Source organism: Neptuniibacter marinus (assembly GCF_965223595.1).
In the GTDB taxonomy this organism is placed as follows: Bacteria; Pseudomonadota; Gammaproteobacteria; order Pseudomonadales; family Balneatricaceae; genus Neptuniibacter; species Neptuniibacter marinus.
In genome coordinates, this window is sequence record NZ_OZ245004.1 from 1,158,093 (window position 1) to 1,177,409 (window position 19,317).

At 43.9% G+C, this 19,317-nt stretch carries 19 protein-coding genes; 7 read left to right on the forward strand and 12 right to left on the reverse strand.

Going from position 1 to position 19,317, the window contains the following annotated elements:
• Window positions 1-165: 165 nt before the first annotated feature.
• Window positions 166-1,815, forward strand: coding sequence for a FecR domain-containing protein (locus ACOQOE_RS05320; RefSeq protein WP_420555103.1), 1,650 nt, complete (start codon window positions 166-168; stop codon window positions 1,813-1,815).
• Window positions 1,767-2,948, forward strand: coding sequence for a CHASE2 domain-containing protein (locus ACOQOE_RS05325; protein WP_420555104.1), 1,182 nt, complete (start codon window positions 1,767-1,769; stop codon window positions 2,946-2,948). Before ACOQOE_RS05320 ends, ACOQOE_RS05325 begins: the two co-directional genes overlap by 49 nt.
• Before the next feature lie 29 nt (window positions 2,949-2,977).
• Here the strand turns inward: ACOQOE_RS05325 and purD are convergent, their stop codons facing one another.
• From purD to aroQ, 9 genes are all read right to left on the reverse strand, one after another.
• Entirely contained in the window at window positions 2,978-4,264 is a 1,287-nt protein-coding gene (gene purD, locus ACOQOE_RS05330; RefSeq protein WP_067862129.1) for a phosphoribosylamine--glycine ligase, read from the reverse strand.
• A gap of 127 nt (window positions 4,265-4,391) precedes the next feature.
• A complete protein-coding gene (gene purH, locus ACOQOE_RS05335) occupies window positions 4,392-5,972 on the reverse strand; it encodes a bifunctional phosphoribosylaminoimidazolecarboxamide formyltransferase/IMP cyclohydrolase (RefSeq protein ID WP_067862127.1) in 1,581 nt (526 codons plus the stop codon).
• 34 nt (window positions 5,973-6,006) lie between these two features.
• On the reverse strand, window positions 6,007-6,291 hold the full coding sequence (fis, locus tag ACOQOE_RS05340) for a DNA-binding transcriptional regulator Fis (RefSeq protein WP_067862124.1): 285 nt from the start codon (window positions 6,289-6,291) through the stop codon (window positions 6,007-6,009).
• A gap of 20 nt (window positions 6,292-6,311) precedes the next feature.
• Complete coding sequence (gene dusB / locus ACOQOE_RS05345) at window positions 6,312-7,298, reverse strand: tRNA dihydrouridine synthase DusB (RefSeq protein ID WP_067862121.1); 987 nt, start codon at window positions 7,296-7,298, stop codon at window positions 6,312-6,314.
• A 151-nt stretch (window positions 7,299-7,449) separates the two neighbouring features.
• Entirely contained in the window at window positions 7,450-8,376 is a 927-nt protein-coding gene (locus tag ACOQOE_RS05350; RefSeq protein WP_420555105.1) for a DUF3426 domain-containing protein, read from the reverse strand.
• 12 nt (window positions 8,377-8,388) lie between these two features.
• Window positions 8,389-9,285 carry a 50S ribosomal protein L11 methyltransferase gene (gene prmA, locus ACOQOE_RS05355; RefSeq protein ID WP_067862118.1) on the reverse strand — a complete coding sequence of 299 codons (897 nt, stop codon included), beginning with the start codon at window positions 9,283-9,285 and terminating at the stop codon, window positions 8,389-8,391.
• A gap of 130 nt (window positions 9,286-9,415) precedes the next feature.
• Window positions 9,416-10,756: an acetyl-CoA carboxylase biotin carboxylase subunit gene (accC, locus tag ACOQOE_RS05360; RefSeq protein WP_067862116.1), complete on the reverse strand. Its 1,341-nt coding sequence runs from the start codon at window positions 10,754-10,756 to the stop codon at window positions 9,416-9,418.
• A 31-nt stretch (window positions 10,757-10,787) separates the two neighbouring features.
• Window positions 10,788-11,243: an acetyl-CoA carboxylase biotin carboxyl carrier protein gene (accB, locus tag ACOQOE_RS05365; protein WP_420555106.1), complete on the reverse strand. Its 456-nt coding sequence runs from the start codon at window positions 11,241-11,243 to the stop codon at window positions 10,788-10,790.
• A gap of 39 nt (window positions 11,244-11,282) precedes the next feature.
• Window positions 11,283-11,720, reverse strand: a complete 438-nt coding sequence (gene aroQ / locus ACOQOE_RS05370) for a type II 3-dehydroquinate dehydratase (RefSeq protein WP_067862112.1) — start codon at window positions 11,718-11,720, stop codon at window positions 11,283-11,285.
• A gap of 317 nt (window positions 11,721-12,037) precedes the next feature.
• Here aroQ and ACOQOE_RS05375 point away from each other — a divergent pair, with 317 nt between their 5' ends.
• Entirely contained in the window at window positions 12,038-12,808 is a 771-nt protein-coding gene (locus ACOQOE_RS05375; RefSeq protein WP_420555462.1) for a ParA family protein, read from the forward strand.
• 337 nt (window positions 12,809-13,145) lie between these two features.
• On the opposite strand, the gene ACOQOE_RS05380 is transcribed toward ACOQOE_RS05375, so the two are convergent.
• The 3 genes from ACOQOE_RS05380 to ACOQOE_RS05390 all read right to left on the reverse strand — a co-directional run bounded on the left by ACOQOE_RS05380 (window position 13,146) and on the right by ACOQOE_RS05390 (window position 15,449).
• Window positions 13,146-13,601, reverse strand: coding sequence for a hypothetical protein (locus ACOQOE_RS05380; RefSeq protein ID WP_156473634.1), 456 nt, complete (start codon window positions 13,599-13,601; stop codon window positions 13,146-13,148).
• Window positions 13,602-13,811: 210 nt separating this feature from the next.
• A complete protein-coding gene (ppa, locus tag ACOQOE_RS05385; protein ID WP_303416421.1) occupies window positions 13,812-14,345 on the reverse strand; it encodes an inorganic diphosphatase in 534 nt (177 codons plus the stop codon).
• Window positions 14,346-14,447: 102 nt separating this feature from the next.
• Entirely contained in the window at window positions 14,448-15,449 is a 1,002-nt protein-coding gene (locus ACOQOE_RS05390; RefSeq protein WP_420555107.1) for a class 1 fructose-bisphosphatase, read from the reverse strand.
• A 224-nt stretch (window positions 15,450-15,673) separates the two neighbouring features.
• Between ACOQOE_RS05390 and mpl the strand changes: the two genes are divergently transcribed.
• The 4 genes from mpl to ACOQOE_RS05410 all read left to right on the forward strand — a co-directional run bounded on the left by mpl (window position 15,674) and on the right by ACOQOE_RS05410 (window position 19,294).
• Complete coding sequence (gene mpl / locus ACOQOE_RS05395) at window positions 15,674-17,047, forward strand: UDP-N-acetylmuramate:L-alanyl-gamma-D-glutamyl-meso-diaminopimelate ligase (protein WP_420555108.1); 1,374 nt, start codon at window positions 15,674-15,676, stop codon at window positions 17,045-17,047.
• Window positions 17,048-17,052: 5 nt separating this feature from the next.
• Entirely contained in the window at window positions 17,053-17,694 is a 642-nt protein-coding gene (locus ACOQOE_RS05400) for a flavin prenyltransferase UbiX (protein WP_067862105.1), read from the forward strand.
• 112 nt (window positions 17,695-17,806) lie between these two features.
• Window positions 17,807-18,490: a tRNA (adenosine(37)-N6)-threonylcarbamoyltransferase complex dimerization subunit type 1 TsaB gene (gene tsaB, locus ACOQOE_RS05405; protein WP_067862103.1), complete on the forward strand. Its 684-nt coding sequence runs from the start codon at window positions 17,807-17,809 to the stop codon at window positions 18,488-18,490.
• Window positions 18,491-19,294 (forward strand): undecaprenyl-diphosphate phosphatase, encoded by an 804-nt coding sequence (locus tag ACOQOE_RS05410; RefSeq protein WP_067862101.1) that lies wholly within the window; start codon window positions 18,491-18,493, stop codon window positions 19,292-19,294.
• Window positions 19,295-19,317 lie beyond the last annotated feature (23 nt).

Consider the following 19,317-nt stretch of genomic DNA (forward strand, 5'->3'; position numbering starts at 1 on the left):
AATGCTAGCTAGATAGTTGAATTAGTGGGAAAATGATAAGTTATATATAGGGCCTATGGAAGAGTTTTAATGTTAATGCGGTTGTTTGTACTAGGCTGAATATAAGCTTAATTAAAACTCGATTCACCATCTCTTTTAATACGCGAAACAGGACGTTATTCAGTGATGAAATTAAAACAAAGTTTAGCATTGCTCTGCATGTTAATGTTTTCTCAGACTGTGCTGGCAGAAACAGAGAGTGAATGGAATTATCCTATGCAGCCAGGGGAGTCTGTGTGGAGTATTGCCCATGAGCTTTTGACGGATTGGCGAGAATGGAAAACTATAGAGCGTCTGAATAATATTAGTAATGATAGGCAGATGCTACCGGGTACCGTGCTTAAAATACCGCGTTCGTTAATTAAAGAGCGTCAGTCGGATATTACAATTTTAGATGTTAGCGGTACAGTAACAGCACAAGTGGTTATGAATGACGGTACAGTCAAAGCTCATTTGCCATTAGTTCGAGGCCAAGGTTTAGGACAGGGAGATCAGATAAAGACTTCTCCTCAATCGTCCGTGTTGTTGGAATTTGACGACGGCACACAGGTCTTGATTCTTGAAAACAGCTTACTAAAGATTAGGCAAGCGACTGTTGTTGGCAGTAAACGTAAAGTTATAGATATTAAAGTGTTTCTTGAGGAGGGTGAGGCAGAAATTAGAGCGAACCCTGCAAAAGTACCGGGTTCCCAATTCTTAATCGATACCCCCGTTGCCTTTGCAACAACGAAAGGCACTACATATCGAGTGCGTGCTAAAGGTTCAAATACAGCGGCTGAAGTTGTCGAGGGTAAAATCGGTGTTGAAAATAATTTAGGTGGTACTACTGTAAGTCAAGGTTATGGGACGTTGGCAAAAGCAGATATGCCGCCCGCTAAGCCCACAAAGCTTCTTTCTGCACCTGAACTGCCTGATTTAAGTGCGCCGATTCAATATCTGCCGAGTAAGTTGGTGTGGAGTGAACTGAAAGATGCGGCTAAATATCGTGGACAGATCTCACCTGATAAGCTGTTTACCGCCATTGTTTATGATTCTGTTTCGGATCAGCCGAAAATGGGATTACCTTCATCGCTGCAAGATAAGAGCTATTGGCTTAGGGTTCGTGCGATTAGTGAAGAGGGCCTGCAAGGTTTTTCTTCAGTGCAGGAAATCACTATTGATGCACGACCATTTCCTCCCGTTCGACAAGCACCACGCCCTTCTGATTCTATTTATTCTGGTGAAGTGGAATTTGTTTGGTCTCGTCCAGAGCTAGCAGATCGTTTTCAAGTTGATATAGCTAAGGATGAGCATTTTGAAACCTTAGCTTTACAGGAAAGTGATATCTCAGATACTCGTTTTACAGCAAATATTATGGAGCCTGGCGATTATTATTGGCGTGTTACGAGTGTAACCTCGCAAGGAAAAGTGGGCCCACTCGGTTTTGCTGGTGAATTTACCGTCAAGCCTGTTCCTGCGAAACCAGAACTACAGGCACCGGTAAGTAGTGAAAATGAGATGTTTTTTAGTTGGAATACTGAACCAGATATTAAATATTACCAACTGCAATTTGCAAGTGACCAAGAGTTTAACGATATTCTGGTTGATAAAAACACTGATAAAGCTGAATTAGCTATAGATAAGCCACAGCCTGGTACATATTACATAAGAGTTAGGGCATTCGATGCTGATGATTATGCAGGTGAATGGACGGCTCCACAGCAGGTTGAGCAGCCAATAGAGAATTGGTGGCCACTTCTCTTTTCTGGTGCAGCAACCTTACTGTTGATTTTGTAATGCTCCAAGGGGTTAGGTTTTTAGTCTTTCTGACGCTGCCATTTACGATTGTTGTTTTGGTAAGCTCTTCAGCTTTGGCTGTTTGGTTTGATCGATTCGCCTACGACTTGTTGAATCAGTACTACGCATCTGTGGACTATAGGCCTAAAGATGTTGTGTTAATTGATATCGACCAAGAAAGTATCGACCGCTTTTCGGGGTGGCCGCTAAATCGTGGCATCCATGCGGAGGTGATAGAGAGGTTATCTTCAGCTGAAGCCTCATCTATCACGTATAATGTTGCGTTTATCGGTGAAGATCTTGATAACAAGTTAGGTGATAAACGTTTGGTTGATGCAATCAAGCAGAGCGGTCGAGTGATATTGCCTTTGATCGCAGAGAATGGCCGAGAATTAAAACCTTTAAATGCTGCTGAACTACCAAAAGCAGTAATGGGTCATGCCGATCTTTCTTTAGACGAGGATGAATATCTTCGGCGTAGCTATCTTTATGCAGGCATGGGCTTTCCTCGGTGGCCTAGTTTGGCGCTGGCTTCTCTTCATGTCTATGCACCTGTGAAAGCAGATGACTTTTCTGGTTTAAGAACACCTTACCTACATGTAGGCTTCTCTAAGTTGTGGAGCCGTGATTATGAGCTTTTGTTGCCATTTGGTTTGGCCTCGTTTGAGCAACATGTACTGCGTTACCCATTATGGGCTTTACTTGATGGCTCAGTTCCCAAAGATAAGTTGCGAAATAAGGCTATATTTGTGGGGATTAGCGCTCCAACAATTGAGAATAAGTTAAAGGTTTTACCGCAAAATTCATTTTTTTCCACAGAAATTCATGCCTTTATTTTTAGTACATTAAATCGTGGATATATGCTGTCGCCCTCCTTGTCTGTGTGGGCAGTTATCCTTGGTATATTAGCAACGTTGTGTTGGGGGCTTTTTTTGGCGAAGTTGCCAGTAGGTTGGCGATTTGCTGGGTTTTGTATGGTATTTCTATTAGCTGGGGTGCCGGTGTGGTTGCTGTCGTTAGGTTACTGGTTGAGTATGATGCCTATGCTGGCTGGGCTTGTATCGGTTAGTTGTATCTTTACTGTCGGGCGTTTAAGCGGTTTATTACTAACAAACAAAAAAGCCCTAGATTAACTAGGGCTTTGATGGATTAGAAAAGCAGCCTAACTGTTTTTCTCGCGAGCAATCGCACGGTAAGCAATATCGGTGCGGAAGTAAGCGCCTTCCCAGTTTACTTCTTTAAGTAGATCATATGCACGTTGTTGAGCTTCAGTTACTGTATCGCCTAGCGCTGTAACACATAGTACACGTCCACCGGCTGTAACAACCTTGTCGTCGACTAACTTTGTACCTGCATGGAATACTTTGGTCCCTTCTGGGCAGCTAGCAGGAAAGGTAATGACATCACCTTTACCATAGTCTCCAGGGTATCCGCCGGCAGCCATCACAACACCAACTGATTTGCGCTCATCCCATACTGCTGTGGTTTGATCGAGCTTTTTATCGAGCGCTGCATTACACATATCAACCAAGCTAGATTTCAAGCGTAGCATAATCGGTTGTGTTTCAGGATCACCAAAGCGGCAGTTGTATTCGATAACTTTTGGTGTGCCGTCTGCTTGAATCATGAGGCCTGCATATAAAAAGCCAGTGTACTCATTACCTTCAGCTTTCATACCATTTACGGTCGGCATGATCACTTCATCCATAATGCGTTGATCAATCTCAGGTGTTACAACGGGGGCTGGGGAGTATGCACCCATGCCACCTGTGTTTGGTCCTGTGTCGCCATTACCTACACGTTTGTGGTCTTGGCTGGTTGCCATAGGCAGTACATTGTCGCCATCAACAATAACGATGTAAGAGGCTTCTTCACCTTCTAGGAACTCTTCAATAACGACTCGGCTGCCTGCTTCGCCAAAGGCATTGCCTGCAAGCATATCTTTGATTGCGTCTTCCGCTTCTTTTAGAGTCATTGCAACGATAACGCCTTTACCAGCGGCTAAGCCATCTGCTTTTACAACGATAGGTGCGCCTTTTTCACGCACATAGGCTAGGGCAGGCTCTATCTCTGTAAAGTTTTCATATTCAGCAGTAGGGATCTTTTGGCGTGCAAGGAAGTCTTTAGTGAACGCTTTAGAGCCTTCTAGTTGAGCAGCGCCTTGAGTGGGGCCGAATATACGCAGACCATCTTTCTGGAAGTGATCAACAATACCCGCGACTAGGGGGGCTTCAGGGCCTACAATAGTAAGGTCGATATTATTCACTTTAGCGAAAGTAGATAAGCCTTCAATATCCATCACATCGAGCGCCACGTTTTGCATCTTCGCTTCTTGCGCTGTTGCTGCATTGCCGGGTGCGACAAAGACATTATCTACATTAGCGTCCTGTGACACAGACCATGCTAAAGCGTGTTCGCGGCCACCAGAGCCAATAATGAGTATGTTCATTTTCATTAATTCCTAAACAGTAAACCCCGCGTCTGAATTATTCAGACCGGGGTTTTTGGCAATAAGCTTACTCAGGTTTAAATTGGCTAGGATTCAACCCGCAAAGTAGACCTATTGCTAAATGTACTTAATGGCGGAAGTGGCGCATGCCAGTGAAGACCATCGCCATACCATGTTCGTTTGCTGCATCAATCACTTCTTGGTCGCGCATAGAGCCACCTGGTTGGATAACGGCTTTTATACCGGCTGCTGCGGCTGAATCAATACCATCGCGGAAGGGGAAGAAAGCGTCAGATGCCATAACGGAACCTTTTACTTCTAAACCTTCATCAGCGGCTTTAATACCAGCAATCTTAGCGCTGTAAACGCGGCTCATTTGGCCGGCGCCAATGCCAATAGTTTGTCCATCTTTTGCGTAAACAATTGCATTAGATTTAACCGCTTTGGCAACTTCCCAACAGAAAAGTAGATCTCTGATCTCCTGCTCTGTAGGTTGAACTTGAGTAACAACCTTCAGTTCAGATGCATCAACTCGACCTAAATCACGGTCTTGAACCAGTAAACCGCCATTGACGCGTTTATAATCGAAGCTGTGCGCGCGATCTGCTGCCCACTCGCCACATTGTAGTAAACGGACATTAGGTTTAGTAGCAACAATATCGGATGCTTCTTGAGTTACTGTAGGGGCGATAATTACCTCTACAAATTGGCGATCGACAATGGCTTGGGCTGTTACGGCATCCAACTCACGGTTAAATGCAATGATGCCGCCAAAGGCAGAGGTTGGATCTGTTTGGAAGGCACGGTTGTATGCATCAAGAAGATCTGTGCCAACGGCTACGCCACATGGGTTAGCATGTTTAACAATAACGCAGGCAGGTTCGTTAAACGGTTTTACGCATTCGAGTGCTGCGTCCGTATCTGCAACGTTATTAAAAGAAAGCTCTTTGCCTTGCAGCTGACGAGCTGTAGCAACGGAGGCTTCTGATGGATCAGCTTCTACATAAAAAGCCGCGCGCTGGTGTGGATTCTCTCCATAGCGCATATCCTGTGCTTTGATGAACTGAGTATTGAATGTGCGAGGGAAGGTTGCTGCTTTATCTTCTTCGCTTTCAACAATTGCACCTAAGTAGTTTGCAATCATGCCGTCATATCCTGCGGTATGCTCGAAAGCTTTTACTGCAAGATCAAAGCGTGTTGCGTGGGATAGGCCTTTTTGCTTATCTAATTCAGATACGATGTTGTCATAGTCAGACGCGTTCACAACAATGGCAACATCCTTATGATTTTTCGCAGCGGAGCGAACCATTGTTGGGCCACCAATGTCGATGTTTTCAATCGCCATTGGAAGATCGCAATCAGGACGTGCAATGGTGGCTGCAAATGGATATAGGTTAACTACAACCATGTCGATAGGATTGATGCCGTGTTCGGACATGATAGCATCATCCTGTCCGCGACGACCTAGAATGCCGCCATGCACTTTAGGATGCAGAGTTTTTACACGGCCATCCATCATCTCGGGGAAGCCGGTGTAATCGGATACTTCCACTGCGGGAATGTTATTCTCTTTAAGCAGTTTGTAGGTACCGCCTGTAGAAAGGATCTCAACGCCGCGAGTGCTTAGTGCTTGTGCGAATTCAACAATACCTGATTTATCAGATACGCTGATCAAAGCACGGCGAACGGAAGTGATGTTCTCTGCCATTGTGTCTGGATTCCGAATAGTCAAAAAAGGAGAATTAAAGCAAGCCGTACTGCTTCAGTTTTTTACGAAGCGTACCGCGATTTAGTCCCAATAATTGGGATGCTTTAGTCTGATTGTCTTTAGTGTATGTCATTACCGTTTCGAAAAGAGGTGCTTCAATTTCAGAAAGTACCATCTGATAAACATCGGTGACAGGTTGTCCATCAAGTTGACGGAAATAGCTGTTTAATGACTGCTCTACGTTATCGCGTAACGTGTGATTTGCAGCTTCTGTTGAGTTTGGCGCGAATGTTGGTTGCTTAATTTCTTTATATTCCACAGTACTTATTATCCAATCTATTAGGCGGCTACGCCGTTATTTAGAGCGCTATCAAAATAATTTTCGATAGAGGCGGCCTGGTCTGCTGCTGTTTCAATGATATTAAATTGTTTACGAAAACTACTTCCGTTAGCGTTGTTCTGCAGGTACCAACCTACGTGTTTGCGTGCAATGCGTACACCTAAGTATTCACCGTAGAAATCATGCAACTCTTGCAGGTGTCCTAACAAAACGTCCCTTATCTCCTCTAGCTTAGGAGGGGGCAGAATTGTACCTGTTCTTAAATAATGATCAATCTCTCTGAATAGCCAAGGTCTACCTTGAGCGGCTCTACCAATCATTACTGCGGAACAGCCAGTATGCTGAAGTACTTCCAGCGCTTTCTCTGGTGAGGTGATATCACCATTGGCAAAGACGGGAATTGAAATTGCTTCAGTAATACTCGCGATGGTGTCGTATTCTGCTTCACCTTTATATCCGCAACTACGCGTACGACCATGTACAGCGAGCGCTTGGATACCTGCATCTTCAGCAATACGCGCAATAGTTAGGGCATTTCTGTTTTCTGCATTCCAACCAGTACGTATTTTTAGAGTTACAGGTATGTCGACGGCAGAGGTAACTGCGTTGAGGATATCGCTTACAAGTTGCTCATCTTTTAATAGCGCTGATCCTGCCGCCTTGTTACAGACTTTTTTTGCAGGGCAGCCCATATTGATATCAATAATTTGAGCGCCTCGTTGTACGTTCATGATTGCTGCATCAGCCATCATGTCAGGATCGCCACCGGCAATCTGAATAGAGCGAGGCTCTACTTCACCGGTATGATTTAAACGATAAGCTGATTTACGTGACTTCCATAACCGGGTGTCTGATGTAACCATTTCTGACACAACTAAGCCTGCACCCATGCGCTTACATAACTGGCGAAAGGGCCGGTCAGTAACGCCTGCCATTGGTGCCAAAATAACTTGGCTGTCAATGGTGTATGGGCCAATATGAAACATGCTATGCCTTAAAAAATAGTTAAAAAAACACCTTTCGTATCACGAATGATACGCTTAAAAGATGTATTTGGGAGGCGGATAATCATACTCCTAAGGAGCAGAGTCTCCAAGGGTTTTTTGATGATTTTTTGTACAATTTGAGCTTGATTTTTTACTGCTCAGGCGCTAGTAGCTCAGCCTTATAATTGATTGCGCGTAAACTAGGTGACATTAATTTCAGTGATACCTGAGCAGGTTGGTTAACGGGTAGAAGAGGCACTGTATCGTTGTTGAAATGGAGGTACTCCTTGGGTTGGAATACTCTTTGAGCAATCGTTTCCCCTTTTAAGCCAGAGAATGTTAACGCAATAGCTGGATAAGGTTGTTCGAATGAGGCGCTATTCAGTAAAAGTAAGTTGATATTGATCGCGCCTTCTAGTTCTTTGTGCGGCTGGATGATGAGTTTTTTATTTTGAATTTTATCAAGCTCGAATCGTTGCGGAATGTTGCAGTCTATATGTTGACACAAAGTTTCATACAAAGGTTGGTACGGTTTCTGCCAATACAGCTCTACACGATTGAACCATAAGTACTGTATAGCTATACCCGCTATTGCTGCGATCAAGGTTGAAAGCCAGAAAGTGTTTTTCGCCTTTGTTTTTTTTGCTGAGGTGGAAGAAAGTACAAGGGCTTCACGTTCAATCGTCAAGGTTGGAACGGGAACTGTGGGCTCAGCCGCGGTTTTTATCTCTAGTGTTCTTCGTGGAGAGGTTGGAGCCGTTTGTTCTGTTTGTGCTTTTTCGTTAGGCAAGGAGGGGGCAGAGGTTGAGGATTCTTGTGGGTTAGTGGCATTTCGATTTTCGGTAATATCTTTTTTTTCTTTGGCGCTTTGGGTGGGTGTAGTTAGGCTATGTTGTATGTCACTTGGCTTTTTTTTGTCATCGATACGGAAACTCTGTTCTTTATGCTCTGTCGCGGAAAACACGTGTAGACAATTTCCGCATCTAACCTGCTCATGGGCAATTTTTAATTGCCCTTTAGTGACACGGAACTGTGCTTTACAGTTGGGGCATGTAGTGATGATGCTATCGCTAAGCATGATGGACTGATGTTACCCCTTTCTAGTGCCTGTGACTCTTATCCAGCCATCTTTTTCGGCGATAGGATCAAGATCAAACCATTCGGAGTAGGTTGCTCTTATTTCTGTTTCCTGCGCACTCAATAAACCAGACAAGCATAGTTTACCTTGAGGTTTGATTAAGTTTGCTAGGGTGGGCGCTAGTTGAACTAAAGGTCCTGCTAAAATATTGGCAATTAACGTGTCGGCGGCTTCTTTAGGTGCATTTTCCGGTAGAAAAACGTGCAGTATGTCATCTGCTAAATGATTGCGAAGTAGGTTGTCTTTAGTCGCTTGGAGGGCTTGAGGGTCGATATCTACGCCAATCGCTTTGCTTGCTCCTAATAATAATCCGGCAATACCTAAAATACCTGAGCCACAACCGTAATCGATAATATATTGGTTCGTAAGTATTTGTGAATCTAACCATTCTAAACAAAGTGCCGTGGTAGGGTGCGTACCTGTTCCGAAGGCTAAACCAGGATCTAGCATTAGATTAACGGCGTCAGGTTCGGGTGTTTCTTTCCAGCTAGGACAAACCCAGAGACGATTACCGAATTTCATCGGGTGGTAGTTTTCCATCCACTCCCGTTCCCAATCTTTATCTTCAAGAATTTCTGCATTTATGCTTGGTGCAGGCATATTGGGGAACAGCTGTTCATGGCCTTGAGTTAAAAACCGTAGAGTGGCTTTTAGATCATGTTCTGCTGCAAAGAGCCCTGTAATGGTTGTATTGCTCCATAGAGGAGTTGTTCCTAAGTCTGGCTCAAAGATTGGCTGATCTTCACTATCCTCAAAGGTCACTGCTGCGCATCCGGCACTTAATAGTAGATCTTCGTAAGCTTCAGAATTATCAGGATTAGTTTTAATTTTTATTTGCAGCCAAGGCATTATGTTCTTCCATATTGGACAGTTCGACAGGCCAATAGTACCAGTCATCAAGGCGCGGATGAATAGTTCTAGGTAGTGCATAGGTAATAAAAAACCCGCTATATAGCGGGTTTTTTGTTGGTCTATACGGTTATAAGCCTAGCTTCTTCTCTAGGTAGTGAATATTCACACCACCTTCTTGGAATCTACAGTCTTTTACAATCTCTTGCTGAAGAGCGATGTTGCTACGGATGCCGTCAACAACCATTTCATCTAAAGCAATTTCCATACGTTTTAATGCGGTTTCACGGTCTTCGCCATAACTGATAAGTTTGGCGATCAGTGAATCGTAATGAGGAGGTACTGTATAGCCATTATAAATATGTGAATCTACACGGATACCATTCCCGCCGGGTGCATGGAAGTGCTTGATTGTACCTGGGCTTGGAAGAAAGGTTTTTGAATCTTCGGCATTGATACGGCACTCAAATGAGTGGCCCTGAATTTTAATATCTTCCTGTTTTAAAGAAAGAGGTAATCCAGAAGCGATTCGTAACTGCTCTTTTACAATATCTACACCCGTGATCATCTCTGTTACAGGATGCTCAACTTGCACTCGGGTGTTCATTTCTATGAAGTAGAATCCGCCATTTTCGTATAAAAACTCAAATGTGCCTGCACCGCGATAATTGATTTTGATACAAGCATCTACGCAAGCTTGTAATACTTGGGCGCGGGCATCAGGATCTAGGTGTGGTGCTGGAGCTTCTTCTACCACTTTTTGATGGCGACGTTGCATTGAGCAATCACGATCATAAAGGTGTACTGCATTACCTTGCCCGTCAGCTAAAACTTGGACTTCGACATGGCGAGGGTTTTCAAGATATTTCTCCATATAAACGGTGTCATCACCAAATGCCGCAGCGGCTTCTGATTGAGTCACATGAATGGAGTTTATAAGTGAAGCCTCAGAATGAACAACACGCATACCTCGTCCACCACCGCCGGCCGCAGCTTTTATGATAACGGGGTAACCAATGCGTTCGGCAATCTTATAGGTGTGCTCTGTGTCATCATCTAATGCGCCGTCAGAGCCTGGGACTGTAGGTACGCCAGCTTCTTTCATTGCTTCGATAGCTGAAACTTTATCACCCATTAGACGAATTGTTTCCGCTTTGGGACCGATAAATGTAAAACCTGAGCGTTCAACTTGTTCAGCAAAATCAGCATTTTCCGCTAAGAAACCGTATCCCGGGTGAATACCTACAGCATCAGTTACTTCTGCTGCAGCGATAATAGAGGGGACATTTAAATAGCTTTTTACTGAAGATGCAGGACCTATACAAACAGCTTCATCAGCTAAGCGGACGTGCATGAGATCTTTGTCTGCTTGAGAGTGGATAGCAACGGTTTTGATATCCAGTTCTTTGCAAGCGCGCAGAATACGAAGCGCAATTTCGCCTCGGTTCGCTATGACTACTTTATCTAGCATCGAAAGTGATCCTTGCTTATGCGTTATTGGCTTAAACGATAGTTACAAGAGGTTGATCGTATTCAACCGGCTGACCATCTTCAACAAGGATAGCTTCAATAACGCCACTCTTGTCTGCTTCAATTTGGTTCATCATCTTCATTGCTTCTACAATGCAGATAACATCACCGGCCTTCACTGTTTTACCTACTTCAATGAATGCAGGAGAACTTGGTGATGGAGCGCTATAGAACGTGCCAACCATTGGTGATTGAACAACATGACCTGAAGTTGCCGGTGCTTCGCTTACCGCTTCGGTCGGCATAACCGCAGGCGTAGGCGTAGGCGCAGCTGCAGGGGCGGGCATAGGCGCAGCAGGGTAGGCAGCTACAGGGGCTGGGGCACCGCGGCTAATGCGCACGGATTCTTCGCCTTCTTTAATTTCTATTTCGTTGATGTTGGATTCTTCCAACAGCTCAATCAGTTTTTTGACTTTGCGAATGTCCATTCTGATCCCGGTCTCTTTAAAAGCAACAATAATTAGTTTTTAAGCAATCTGTTTTATGGCAGATTGCAAAGCAAATTCGTATCCTTGCGCGCCAAAGCCACAAATAACACCTTGCGCAACATCCGATAAATAGGAATGATGGCGAAATGTTTCTCGTGCATGCACATTTGAGAGGTGTACTTCAATAAACGGGATATTAACTCCCAGTAAAGCGTCACGCAGTGCAATGCTTGTATGTGTAAAGGCGGCCGGATTGATAATAATAAAAGCAACCTCTTCCTGCTGAGCTTGATGTATTCGCTCAAGTAGGATGTATTCTCGGTTGCTTTGGCAGTGCAGTAATTCATGGCCTTGATTTTGCGCTTGCAGTATCAGTTTTTGGCAAATATTGTCCAATGTGTTTGTACCGTAAACCTCAGGTTCACGCATGCCCAATAAATTCAGATTTGGGCCATTTAGTAACAGGATTTTTGCCATGGTTTATTCCTGAAAATTGGCAGAGCGACTTAATCAACTACTATAGTTTGCCGTAGTCTTTTTCTCTTGTCTATAACTTAGCAAGTTTTTGCTGTTTTAGTGCTTTTTTGCCGAAAATGTCTCCTCATTCACAGAGAATATTGAACATGAAATGAATATTTGCTGCGCTCATGTATTAGGTTTTTTTAATATTAGTCCTTTTGGCTATAGTTTTATTCTTTTACGCTCAAGATTGTTGACGTTGGCTTCATAATTATAGATATTGCAATGCGGTACTAGTGTTTTTTGTGTGGGATTGAAGGAGAAAGAAAATGGCGATGATTAAGCGCGTAGTTTTCAATCAGAAAGGCGGAGTGGGTAAGTCTAGCATTGCTGTGAATTTGGCAGCAATTAGTGCAGCTCGTGGTAAACGTACTTTGGTGATTGATCTTGATCCTCAATGTAATTCTAGTCACTATCTTTTAGGTGAAGGCTATCAAGATGTTAAGCCTGATATTAAAGATTTTTTTGAGCAAACGCTGACCTTTCAGATGAAACCTAATGGGCCTGAGTACTATGTACATGCCACGTCCTATGAGAACTTAAGTGTAATACCCTCTAACTCAGATTTAGGCGATTTGCAGTCAAAATTAGAATCGAAACATAAAATTTATAAATTAAAAGATGCACTAGAGCAGTTATCTGATGATTATGATGCTGTTTATATAGATACACCGCCAGCGTTCAACTTTTATACGCTTTCTGCTTTAGTTGCTTCTGAAAGATGTTTAATCCCTTTTGATTGTGATGAGTTTGCGCGACAGGCACTGTACAGCTTGTTAGCTAATGTGCATGAAACGAAAGAGGATCATAATGATGCGCTTGTTGTTGAGGGTATAGTGGTGAATCAGTATCAACCTCGCGCTAGTCTCCCTAAGCGCATTGTTGATGAGTTGCTAGATGACGATCTTCCTGTGCTTAATGCAAAAATTTCAGCGTCAGTGAAAATGAAAGAATCCCATGATGAGACACGTCCACTTATTCATATGTCGCCAAAACATAAATTGACGCTACAGTTTATCGAATTATTCGAAGAGCTCTCTCACTAACTTATTTGCACTCAAGTGTTAAGGGTGGGTGCAAATTCTTGTGCTTACTCTTTTAGCTTGGCTCTTCAGTATTTTCGTTCTTTCGCAGACTTAAGATCCAGGCTATAAGTAGTGGGACGCTAACTGCTAGTATTATTATTTCAGCCATCTAACTTCCAATTAAATATACGAATTTTCGATTTTAATTAGATTGCACGGTTGAGCAATGGAAAGTTTTTCAAGAAGATGGGGTTATTTGTTGTCTGATTCATGCTGATCAAAGATTGGAATGTATAGGCTGCGTCTAAAGTCTATAATACCCAAAAGGGTGCCCTTTAGACACAGTATTTGCGGTGTTTTAGCAGCTTTTGTTTCCATTGCACGCGATGGTTTCAGGTGCGGCTATTGCGCTACCAATTTTCAGCTGTCCTTTGTACTCGCCAACAAAAAGAGTGCTGGTCGTGCGCTTCCCTTTATTGTTGATGTAAACAATATTAAGTTGACCGGTTGGTTTTAAGTTTAGGGCATACTTTTTGCCATCTTGGATATATGACTGCGGAGCATTTTGAGCAATTGGATCTATATAGATACGACGAATCTGTCGGCCTTTAAAGCCTGATTTGATGTATTTCTGTAGAGAGCGACGAGATTCTTTATCAACCCCTTCCCAGTTAATTAGATTGAATATGCCTTGAGCGTCGCGACTGGCAAAAGAATTAAGGTAGTTTTGTACTAACAAACTATTTTTGTCGGCCATGACCATACTGGACATTAAAAGGCTGATAACGCATATACAAAATTTGGGAAGTGTCATTATTCACCTCTATTCTTATATTTCCCTGAGATAGCTGGGGTAAGTATATCTATTTTTACTGATACGTGAAGTGGTAACTTGCAATTTACGGCAAGTAAATGTGTGTATGAGGACTGAGCGTAATGGGCTATGGGCTGCATATAGGCTAGCTTCATAATAAAAAAAACCTCGCCGATGCGAGGTTTTTTTATGCTGCATAAATAATACTAATTATTTAGCGGCTTCGTAAGCTTTTACGCCAGCAACAATAGCTGCGCGTGCGGCATCTGCGTTGCCCCAGCCTTCAACTTTAACCCATTTTCCTTCTTCAAGGCCTTTGTAGTTTTCGAAGAAGTGTTTAATGCGGTCTAGTTCAAGCTGCGGAAGGTCTTCGATATCCTTAACATCACGGTAAGCTTTAGTTAGCTTGTCGTGAGGTACAGCGATAAGTTTAGCATCTTCGCCGGCTTCGTCAGTCATGTTTAAAACGCCTACAGGGCGACAACGAATCACGGAGCCTGCAATAACTGGGTAAGGTGTCATAACCAATACGTCTACAGCATCGCCGTCATCAGCAAGCGTATTATTGATATAACCGTAGTTTGCTGGGTAGAACATTGGTGCCGCCATGAAGCGGTCAACGAAGATTGCGTCTTCTTCTTTCTCTATCTCATATTTGACCGGAGCGCTATCTGCCGGAATTTCAATAATAACGTACAGATCGTTCGGTAGGTCTTTACCTGCGGGTACTTGTGCGAAGCCCATAATTGTCTTCCTGTAAACTGTTTTAAAAAAGTTATATCTGAGTCGGATTATAAGCGCAGCGTGAGACGCTTAGAATACTACTTAAAGCTGAAACTGATGCTTTTATGTATTTAATTTTGCTGCACGGCCATCACTTGATTCTGAGTGATAGGTAAGCAATGTTTCAACTTCTTTAATAGAGCCTAGCGCTACAGAACAGCGTTGGTGAATATGTTTAGGCTCTAGGTCGAGAATGTTTTTATAGCATGTACTGGAAGTCCCGCCAGCTTGCTCGATTAGCATGCTCATTGGATTGCCTTCGTACATAAGGCGGAGCTTTCCAGGTTTGCTGGAATCGCGACTGTCCCAAGGGTAAGTAAATATTCCACCGCGCGTGAGTACGCGATGTACTTCTGCAACCATAGATGCGATCCAGCGCATATTGAAGTTCTTTTCGCGTACACCTTCTTCGCCTTGGAGAAGGTCACCAATATAATTACGCATCTCTTCTTCCCAGAAGCGATGGTTTGACATGTTGATGGCAAACTCATTTGTTTCTTTAGGGATGCTGACTTGTTCGCGGGTAAGAATGAAGTCACCCGTATGGGCAAGCGTAAAGAAATTTACGCCTTGGCCAGTTGATAGCGATAAGATGGATGATTGGCCATATAATACGTAGCCAGCAGCAACTTGTTTGCGACCGGGCTGTAGATAGGCTTCGTCCGTAGTTGGATCCATGCCTTCTTCGATTTCAAGTACCGAGAAGATGGTTCCTACTGAAACATTAACATCGATATTAGACGAGCCATCTAACGGATCGAAGATGACAAGGTATTTACCGTTTGGGTTACCGCCAACGGGGTGATCTTCCTCTTCAGAGGCAATACCCGCCACGAGTGCGTTGTCGAGTAAAAACTTTTTAAGCAGATCATTTGCTATAACGTCCATTTTTTTCTGGGTTTCACCTTGAACGTTAGTGTTATCCGTTGATCCTAGAACCCCGGCTAATTCGCCTTCACGAAGTTGGATGGCAACTTCTTTACAGGCAAGCATTAACGTGCCAATCAAATCGACTAATTTGTCTTCGGTTTCCTGTTGTTTCAGGAACTGGCTCAGGAGCAGCATTCTCGTATTATCTCGCAGATAGAATAGTTGAAAAGATGGGCGAGAATTTTACGTGAAACTTAGACAAAATGCATTGTTTGTGGCGCATTTTTGATGGTTTATTATAAGATTTTTCGCCGTATCGCTGATAATGTTTGGTGGACAAGTTACCGCATCCGCAAAACTGTTATGATAGACAAATATATTTGCTCATTTTTTATTATTTATTAGCCGGAGTTTGGACGTTGCATATTCACATTTTAGGCATCTGTGGGACCTTTATGGGATCGTTGGCCATTTTAGCCAAACAGTTGGGACATAAAGTGACAGGCTCGGATCAAAATGTGTACCCACCAATGAGTACACAGCTTGAGTCGCAAGGTATTGCATTAATTCAAGGCTTTGATCCCGCCCAGTTCAGCCCAGAACCTGATTTGATTGTGGTGGGTAATGCAATGTCGCGAGGTAATCCCGCGATAGAGTATATGTTGGATAAAGGGCTCAATTATACCTCTGGCCCCCAGTGGCTTTCAGAACATTTGCTTAAAGATAAATGGGTTTTAGCGGTTGCAGGTACGCACGGTAAAACGACCACGTCGACTATGCTGGCGTGGATTTTAGACCAAGCGGGTATGAAACCGGGCTTTTTAATCGGTGGTGTGCCTTTAGGTTTTGGAGTATCTGCGCGCTTGGGTGATTCGCCTTTTTTCGTAATTGAAGCTGATGAGTACGACACGGCTTTTTTTGATAAGCGCTCAAAATTTGTTCACTATCATCCTCGCACGCTTATTATGAATAATCTTGAGTATGACCATGCGGATATTTTTCCTGATTTAGCGGCTATTCAACGACAGTTCCATCACTTAGTTAGGATTGTGCCAAGTAATGGCCAAGTTATTTTTCCTCAAGAGGAAACTGCACTGCAAGAGGTGGTTGATATGGGGGTGTGGACTGATGTAGCTCAGACCCGCATAGGGGCCTTTGATTCATCTTCTGAGGTGGAGTGGCAGGCGGTTTTGCTTAAAGATGATGGTTCCCAGTTTGAGGTTTGGCACCAGGGAAGTAGAGCGGGTGTGGTTTCTTGGAAGATGACCGGAAAGCATAATGTAAATAATGGTTTGGCGGCTATTGCCGCCGCAAGAAATGTTGGCGTTCAGCCGCATCATGCGATAGAAGCATTGAATTGCTTTGCTGGGGTTAAGCGGAGAATGGAACTGCTAGGCGAGGTTAATGGGGTTAAAGTCTATGACGATTTTGCTCATCACCCCACCGCTATTGAAACCACCTTGCAAGGAATACGGGCTCAGGTTGGACAAGCCAAGGTGATAGCGGTGATTGAACCTCGCTCAAATACAATGCGTCTAGGTACCCATCAAGCGTTACTGGCTGAATCTATTACAAATGCGGATGTGGTTTATTGGTTTCAGCCACAAGGTATGGACTGGTCGTTGGAGAGTATTGCTGCACAAAGCTCTGTCTCATCTACAGTTTATTCAAATACGGACCTGCTGATCAATGATCTGGTCAAGGCGGTAGAGCCAGGGTGTCATGTGGTAATTATGAGTAATGGTGGTTTTGAAGGTATTCATCAGCGCTTGTTAGCCGCGTTAAAGGGGTAGTAATCATGGTAAATCAAAAGGCAGCGGGAGCGGATACGCAAGAGACCATTACGGTTGCTATAACCGGAGCCTCCGGCGCACAATATGGATTGCGCCTATTACAGTGCTTATTAGCAAAAGATAAACGCGTTTTTGTCATGATTTCTCGTGCTGCGCAAGTGGTGATTAGTACTGAGACGGATCTAAAACTGCCCGGTACGCCAGCGGATCAAGAGCAATTCTTGAGCCAGATGTATAAGGCTAAACCAAATCAGCTAAAAGTGTTTGGGCGTGAGCAGTGGATGGCTCCAGTTGCTTCAGGGTCTGGGGCACCGAGTAAAATGGTTGTTTGTCCTTGCAGTACAGGCTCTTTATCAGCGATTGCTACAGGAGCGAGTAATAATCTGATTGAACGTGCTGCGGATGTGGCATTGAAAGAGCGCCGTCAGCTGATATTAGTTCCCAGAGAGGCGCCGTATTCTGAGATTCATTTAGAGCATATGTTGAAATTAACGCGTATGGGCGTGATTGTGATTCCTGCGAGTCCCGGTTTTTATAATCGCCCAACAACGATCGAAGATATGGTGGATTTTGTGGTCGCTCGGATTTTGAATCAGCTTAATATTGAGCAAAGCCTGCTGCCTAAATGGGGCGAAGATTTAATTTAACAAAGGAGGAAGCGTCGCTATAGATGAAATTAGCGCTTCACCGGAGTAGAATTCATGCAAGTTTTTAGATTCGCATGTCTTACCCTGTTCTTATTTTAAGTGATTCAATTTAATGTCAAACATTCTAGCACTTGATACGTCCACCGATGCTTGCTCTGTAGCCTTGAGTTGTAACGGCGAAATTAAAGAAGATTTTAGAATCATTCCTCGTCAACATACTCAGCAGCTTTTGCCTATGACCGAAGCGATATTGGCGGATGCAGGTATTGCTATCTCCGCCTTAGATGCAATCGCTTTTGGGCGTGGGCCAGGGTCTTTTGCGGGTATTCGTATTGCAACAGGAGTCGCGCAAGGTCTCGCCTATGGAGCCGATTTACCTGTTCTACCTATCTCTACGTTAGAGACGCTAGCTGTATCGGCAGCAAAGGTTGAAGGTGCGGACAAAATTGTGGCTGCGTTAGATGCGCGTATGGATGAGATCTATGTGGCGAGTTACCGTATTGAAAATGGGCTGCCTGTGATGGAGTTGAGCGAACAAGTTGCGACGCCAAGTACCTTTGCCGTTGATGCAGAAGGGTATCTCGCTGTGGGGAGTGGGTGGCGTTATTTGGAAGCGATGCCTGAATCAGTTAAGCGCGCGGTCCAATTGAGCACTGAAACATATTATCCATCATCAGAAAGTATGCTTGTACTGGCGCTCGATGCGTGGGCGCAAGGGAAGGGCATCTCACCCGAGCTAGCTCTGCCAGTTTATCTCCGCGACCAAGTCGCATGGAAAAAGAAGGATCAGCAATAAATGGAGCTTTTTCAAGTCGTTATACTGGCCTTACTTCAAGGATTGACGGAATTTTTACCAATCAGTAGTTCGGCCCATCTGATTTTACCTTCACAGCTTTTAGGCTGGCAGGATCAGGGATTAGCTTTTGATGTCGGCGTACATGTTGGTACATTATTGGCAGTGGTGATCTATTTCCGCAAGGACTTGAGGTCTATGTTTTGTGCGTGGTGCGCAAGTTGTAACGGGGGGCGAAGTGAGGATGCAAGCTTGGCTTGGTTAACCATCTTAGCCACCTTTCCTGCGCTGATTGTTGGCTTGTTATTAAATGATTTTATTGATCAGAATTTACGTTCAATTTTAGTCATTGCTGGAACAACGCTTATTTTTGGTGGGGTGCTTTGTTGGGCTGATCTTTTTAGAGTTGAAACGCGTCAATTGAGTACGTTGACGGTTAAGGATGCCCTTTATATAGGGTGTTCTCAGGCGTTGGCGTTAATTCCAGGGACGTCACGCAGCGGTATCACTATTTCTACAGCCTTGATGTTGGGGTTTGAGCGTCAAGCGGCTGCCCGCTTTTCTTTTCTTCTTTCGATCCCCGTTATTCTTGGGGCTGGGTTGATTAAAGGTTTAGACCTTTATGCACAAGGCGACAGCGCTCCTTGGCTGATGGTGTTATTGGGAACCGTGATAGCGGGTATTAGTGCCTTTAGCTGTATCCACTTTTTCCTTAAATGGTTAGATCGTATCGGCATGCAGCCCTTTGTTATCTATCGTATGCTCTTGGGTGTGTTTTTGTTGGCTGTTTGGTTTATGGGACGTTAATCTCTTTGTTTGTAATAGTGGGT